The organism is Tardiphaga sp. (genome assembly GCF_044340795.1).
Lineage (GTDB): Bacteria > Pseudomonadota > Alphaproteobacteria > Rhizobiales > Xanthobacteraceae > Tardiphaga.
In genome coordinates this window covers 1-6218 of record NZ_JBIISY010000306.1, presented here as the reverse complement: position 1 = coordinate 6218, position 6218 = coordinate 1, and the positions used below count along the sequence as shown (strand labels likewise).

At 62.7% G+C, this 6218-nt stretch carries 6 protein-coding genes; 1 reads left to right on the top strand and 5 read right to left on the bottom strand.

The genetic code is table 11. From position 1 onward, the window contains the following. From ACIQ17_RS29620 to ACIQ17_RS29610, 3 genes are all read right to left on the bottom strand, one after another. Positions 1–270, bottom strand: a 270-nt coding sequence (locus ACIQ17_RS29620) for a cupin (RefSeq protein WP_398473019.1), incomplete at its 3' end; no start/stop codon positions are given. 23 nt (positions 271–293) lie between these two features. Next, positions 294–1793, bottom strand: coding sequence for a 4-hydroxyphenylacetate 3-hydroxylase family protein (locus ACIQ17_RS29615; RefSeq protein WP_398473018.1), 1500 nt, complete (start codon positions 1791–1793; stop codon positions 294–296). Positions 1794–1832: 39 nt separating this feature from the next. Then, on the bottom strand, positions 1833–2363 hold the full coding sequence (locus ACIQ17_RS29610) for a flavin reductase family protein (RefSeq protein WP_398473016.1): 531 nt from the start codon (positions 2361–2363) through the stop codon (positions 1833–1835). 222 nt (positions 2364–2585) lie between these two features. Here ACIQ17_RS29610 and ACIQ17_RS29605 point away from each other — a divergent pair, with 222 nt between their 5' ends. Beyond that, the gene (locus tag ACIQ17_RS29605) at positions 2586–3089 is read left to right on the top strand and encodes a MarR family winged helix-turn-helix transcriptional regulator (RefSeq protein WP_398473015.1); all 504 of its coding nucleotides are present in this window, start codon (positions 2586–2588) and stop codon (positions 3087–3089) included. Here ACIQ17_RS29605 and ACIQ17_RS29600 read toward each other — a convergent pair whose 3' ends face one another. Both ACIQ17_RS29600 and ACIQ17_RS29595 read right to left on the bottom strand, forming a co-directional pair. Continuing rightward, entirely contained in the window at positions 3090–3779 is a 690-nt protein-coding gene (locus tag ACIQ17_RS29600) for a response regulator (protein ID WP_398473014.1), read from the bottom strand. Next, a partial coding sequence (locus ACIQ17_RS29595) for a DUF4118 domain-containing protein (RefSeq protein WP_398473013.1) occupies positions 3776–6218 on the bottom strand: 2443 nt, incomplete at its 5' end. The genes ACIQ17_RS29595 and ACIQ17_RS29600, both read right to left, overlap by 4 nt.

Here is a 6218-nt window from a genome sequence, read left to right as displayed (position 1 = left end):
CTCGCCGCCATTGCCCTGCTTGTCATTGCCGACAATCAGGTCGCCGGTGAACAGGAACACTTCTTCCCAATATTCATGCACGAAAGGTTCGGTGGTGTACACGCCGGGATCGAAGCGCAGCAGGCGAGTGCGGCTGCCCTTCTTGTTCGGCTCATCGAGCGCGCCCGACAGGATCTTCTGCTGGATGCCGGCGGGATAGCCGGGCGGCGTTTCCCAGCCCGAGGACATGTCGATGGTGCGGAATTCGTCGTGGATCTTGTTGACGGCCATGGTGGTTGTCCTGACTTCGCAGATTAAGCAACGGCACGAGGAGACGCGGCGGGCTTGCCGCCGGCGGTGAGTTCGTCAGCAAGGTCATAGCTCGCCAGCATCTTGTCGAGCAATGCAGTGGACCCGGCCCAGTCATATGTGCGGAACGCATGGCCCTTGGTGACGAAGGTCGCGCCGGCGAAGAACATTTCATATTGCGAGTGGCGCGAGGCGAATTCGGAGCCGACCGCATCCCAGGCAAGCTTGTAGAATTTCACCTTGTCGACGGCGCTGGCCGCCGGCGACTGCTGGGTCTTCCCGATCAGGGCCGCCAGTTCCGGATTCTCGAAGTCCTTCACCGAGGACGGCAGCATGATCATGCCACCACCGGCGAGCTCGCGCAGCGTGTTGATGACCTTGGAATAGAGCTGCTGGGTCAGCACCTGCGCGCCGTAGAGCAGGCCGCGATCCGGCACGAAATACTGGCCGCGCTGGGCGCCCTTGGCTTCCATGCCGAGCACGAAGGCTTCCACCATCGACACTTCGGCCGCGAGTTGGCCGAGCATTTCCTTGACCTGCGGGAAGCCGATGACGCCGTTGGTCTCGGCGGTGCGATGCGCGATGCCGATCAGGAAGCGCAGCTTGACCGACAGGCGGATCATCGCCTGATAGTTCTGGTAGGAATGCGCCGGCGTCGCGTGGAACTGCTTCTGGCACATGGCGATGTCCTGATCGATGAACACGCGATTCCACGGCACCTTCACGTCGTCGAAATACAGGACGGCGTCGTTCTCGTCGAAGCGGCTGGCCAGCGGATTGTCGAACACCGAGGTCGCCGACGCCTCGTAGGACTTGCGCGACAGGATCTTCAGACCCTTGGTGTTCATCGGAATGGCGAAGGACACCGCATATTTCTCGTCGCCGGGCTGCAGCGGCTGGATGCAGGTGACGAAGACTTCATTCGCCATGATGCCGCCGGTGGCCAGCATCTTGGCGCCACGGATCACCAGGCCATCTTCATCGCGCGAAACGACGCCGGCCGACAGGAACGGATCAGCCTGCTGCGCCGCACTCTTGGAGCGGTCGGCCTGCGGATTGATGATGACGTAAGTGAGATAGAGATCGTTATCGCGGGCATAGCGGTAGTAGTCGGCCAATGCCTTGGCGCGATCGGCATTGTAGGCTTCGAACACGTCGAGGCCCATGAACATGCCGGCGATGCAGGACGCGACGTGATCCGGTGCGCGGCCCATGAAGCCGGCGTGCAGCTCGGTCCATGCTTCGAGACCCTTGCGGCGCTTCACCAGCGCATCATAGCTGCCCGGCAGCTCCCAGATGCGGTTGGCGCGAGTGCCGGTCTCGGTCTCGAAAGTCATGAGATCGCGATTTTCCGGCGCGCTGTGAAAATCGAACATCTTGCCGACCGAGGCAACCGCGCCGCGATAGGCCGGATGGGTGGTGACGTCCTTGACGAGTCCGCCGTCGAGGTAGACCTCGCGGCCGTCGCGCAGGCTGGCAATATGCTGTTCACCGGTCTTGATCATGCTGTTCCTCGATACGTCCAATTTCAGTAATGCCAGTTTTTAGTAGTGCATGGGCAGCGGCCATTCCGGGCTGCGCTCGGTATCCTTGAGGCTGCGATAGGCCCCGCGAAAGAAAACCAGTGGCTCGTTGGTCGGATAGGCCGAGAACTTCACCACACGACCGACAAAGATGACGTGGTCGCCGCCGTCATATTGCGCGTAGGGCGCACATTCGAAATGCGCGAGCGCGCCGGCGAGCAACGGTGCCGCCTCATGGCCGAGCGTGTGCTCGACCGCTTCCCACTTGTCGCCCAGCGCCCGCGCGAACTTGTTCGACAGATGCTCCTGGTCGCGCCCCAGGATATTCACCGCATAACCCTTCGCCTCGGTCATCGCCGGCAGGCTGAATGCCTTGCGGTCGATGGAGAACAGGATCAGCGGCGGATCGACCGAGACCGAGTTGAAGGAACTCATGGTCAGTCCGATCGGCTGGCCGCCTGCCCCTTCCGCCGTGATGACCGCAACACCGGTGGCGAATTGTCCGAGCGCCTGGCGGAAGGCGCGGGGATCGAAATTCGCGGTGGCGCTCATGAGTCGTTCTCCCGAACGAGGCGATTAGCTTTGATACAAAGCTATATTATCGAGCGATGGAGGCCTGTCAAGCATGGCTGATTTGCTATTAAAGCGCGTGCCCGAACTTGTTTGCTAGTAAGCAGCCCGCTATACGACTCTTAGGTGTGCGGGGGCCTGATGGCGACGAAGAGCAAATCCAGGAAAATTCGAGCCGAACTGACCATTTCTCGGCCACAATTGATGGTCGACGGGTCTGATCTCGCGTTTCGGCAGTTTCTACACGATACATTGGCGTTTTCAGCGCGGTTGCAAGCCGTTCGCGGCCAGTTGGGTGCGGTGATCGGCCTGTCCGGCACGCAATATACGGTGCTGATCGCCATTTCTCACCTGAGCGGCGCGGATGAGAAGATCGGCGTCAACCAGATCGCCGAACATTTGCATTTCAGCGGCGCGTTCATCACCATCGAGATCAACAAGCTCGTGGCGGCCGGCCTGGTCGAGAAGGAAACCGATGCGGAGGATCGCCGCAGGGTCATTCTCACCATCACGCCGAAGGCCCGTACCCTGCTCAACGAACTGGCGCCGGTTCAACGTCCGGTCAACGACATGCTGTTTCGCGCCATGTCCGCCACCGATTTCGAGCGGACGCGGAAATTGATGTCCGATATGGTCGACGCCGCCGACGAGGCGATCCGTCTGCTGGACTACAATGCTCCGAAAGGGCTGGGGAAGCCGGGCAAGTAACTAGTCCGGCGCCCGCAGCCGATAGCCGATCCCGGTTTCGGTCAGCACGAATTGTGGCCGCTCCGGGTCGAGCTCGATCTTCTGGCGGAGCTGGCGCACATAGACGCGCAAATATTGTGCATCGGTCAGCTCGTCCCACAGCTCCTTCAGCAGGAAGCGATGGGTGAGCACCTTGCCCGCATGCTGCACCAGCACACGCAGCAGGTCATATTCCTTCGGTGACAGTTTCACCTCGCGCTCGCCCACCTTGACGATGCGGCGCACCAGATCCACCGACAATTCGCCGGTCTTGAACACCGGCCGCTCGCCATGCACCTGCAGCTGATGCCGCAATGCAGCGCGCAGCCGCGCCAGCAACTCGTCCATCCCGAACGGTTTTGTCAGATAGTCGTCGGCCCCGAGATCGAGCGCCTGCACCTTGCCCGCTTCGTCGCCCCGGCTCGACAGCACCACGACCGGCACGCTGTCATTGCGCGCGCGAATCATTTGCAGGAGATCGTGGCCCTGGATATCCGGCAGGCCGAGATCGAGAATGATCAGCGCCGGCTCCTCCGCCAGCTTTTCCAAGGCAAGCTTGCCGTTGCTGGCCTCGATGATGTCGTAGCCCTGGGTGCTGAGCCCCATGCGCAGCAATTTGCGGATCGGCGGCTCGTCGTCGATGACCAGAACCTTGATGGCGGAAGCATTCATGCGGCGGTGTCCAGAGCGTCGAGCGCAGGCGGAATGGGCAGGTGAATGGTGAGAACCGCACCCGAACGATCGGCACGATTGGCGGCGGTGATGGTGCCCTGCATGGCCTCGACAAAACCACGCGAGATGGCGAGCCCAAGGCCGGTGCCGGCGCGAACATGATCGCCCTTGTTGGCACGGTAAAACTTGTCGAACACCTGCTCGAGGTCGGCGGCCGGAATGCCGGCGCCTTCATCCATGACTTGCAGGATCACCGCGTCATCCTCGCGCGCAGCCCGGATGGTGATCACCGTATCCGGTGGCGCATATTTGGCGGCGTTGTCGAGCAGATTGAACAGCACCTGCTCGAACAGGACGGCATCGAGCTTGAGCATGGGCAGATGCGGTACCAGATCGAGCACCACACGATGACCGCCCAGAATCTTGCCCGCACGACGCAACGCGCTGCCGACGATCTCGCCGGGATCGAGCAGGACGGCATTCGGCACCACGGCACCGGACTCCAGCCTTGTCATATCGAGCAGATTGGCAATGAAGCGATTGAGCCGCTCGGATTCGTCGATCACGGTGGCGAGCAGATCGGCGCGCTCGGCCTCGCCGAGCTTTGGCGAGAGATCGCGCAGGGTCGACGCAGCGCCCAGCACGGAGGCCAGCGGCGTTTTCAGGTCATGCGAGATCGAGGTGAGCAGCGCCGCGCGCAGGCGATCCGATTCGATATTGCGCTGGGCACGGTCCATGTCCTCGACCAGCTGCACGCGCTCGATGGCCAGCGCGCTCTGGTCCACCAGCGCATCGAGCAGCCGGCGCTGGTCGGGCGTCAGCAGCGGGCCGGTGCGATCGTCATCGATGCCGATGACGCCGATCGGCCCGCGCCCGGTGCGCATCGGGAGGAACAGGCGCTTGGCCCCCGGCAACGTGTCCGAACCGCGGCCGGCCGGGCGATCATTGCCCCAGGCCCAGTTGGCGGCGGCGAGATCGGCCTGGTCGAGCTGGTCTTCTGGCGGATAGCCGGCCTTCACGGTGATGATGCCGTCATCCGGCAGCAGCAGCACGACACGCACCCGCAGCATCAGCGCGATCTGATAGGCCGAGGCCCACAGCACATCATCCAGCGTCGCCGTACCGGCGAGCTTGCGGCTGAAGGCATAGAGCGATTCGGTGGTGCGGACGCGACCGAAGGCGGACACGGCCTGGCTACGCACCCGCGCCGCGAGGTTCGACACCAGCACCGCCACCAGCATGAAAAAGAAGAACGCCGCGATATTTGTCGGATCGGTGATGGTGAACGTATAGACCGGCGGCAGGAAGAAGAAGTTATAGGCCAGCGAGCCCGCGAGACTCGCCAGCAGCGACGGACCGAGCCCAAAGCGCACCGCAACGCCGACCACCGCCGTCATGAAGATGAGATCGACATTCTCCACGCCGAAGACTGGGTAGAGCAGCATGCCGAGACCGAGCGCGGCGGCAATGATCGCGAATGAAAAGCCGTAGGGCCTGATGTCGAACGGCTCCGTCCGGTCCGTCATCTGCGCGCGTTTGGCCGCAGGCTCTGCAGGCAGTGCATCCCCGGCAATGACATGCACGCTGATATTGCCAGCACGGCGAACGAGATCATGCACCACCGAGCCGCGCAGCAGCTCGAACCACCACGACCGCGACGCCTTGCCGATCACGATCTGGGTGACGTTGTTGGCGCGGGCATAGTTCAGCAGGTCATCCGCGATGCGCCGCGCCGCGGCCGGGATCGTCAGCACATCCGCCCCGAGCGCTTCGGCGAGACGCAGCGTATCGGCCAGACGATCGCGCTGCTCCTCGGAGAATTGCAGGCTGCGCCGCGTCTCGATGCTCACCGCCGTCCAGGGCGCATGAAGGCGATCGGCGAGCCGTTTGGTGTAGCGCACGAGGCCTGCCGAGCGCGGGTCCTCGCTGATGCAGACGAGAATGCGCTCCCCCGCCGCCCAGGGGCCGACAATCGCATTGGCCTGCATATGGGTGAGCAACTGCTCATCGACGCGATCCGCCGTTCGGCGCAGCGCAAGCTCGCGCAGCGCTGTGAGATTGCCCGGCGAGAAATAATGCTCAAGAGCCCGCTCCGCTTGTTTCGGGACGTAGATCTTGCCTTCCTTCAGGCGCTGGATCAGGTCATCTGGCGTGAGGTCGATCAGCTCGATGGCATCGGCGCGATCGAACACCGTATCCGGCACGGTCTCGCGCACCCGCACATGGGTGATCTGCGCGACCACGTCATTCAGGCTCTCGATGTGCTGGATATTGACGGCAGTATAGACATCAATACCCGCCGCAAGCAGCTCGGCGACATCGAGATGGCGCTTCGGATGCCGCGAGCCCGGTGCATTGGTATGTGCGAGTTCATCGACCAGCACGAGTTTTGGACGACGCGCCAGGATGGCATCGAGATCGATCTCGTCGAGGGTCTGG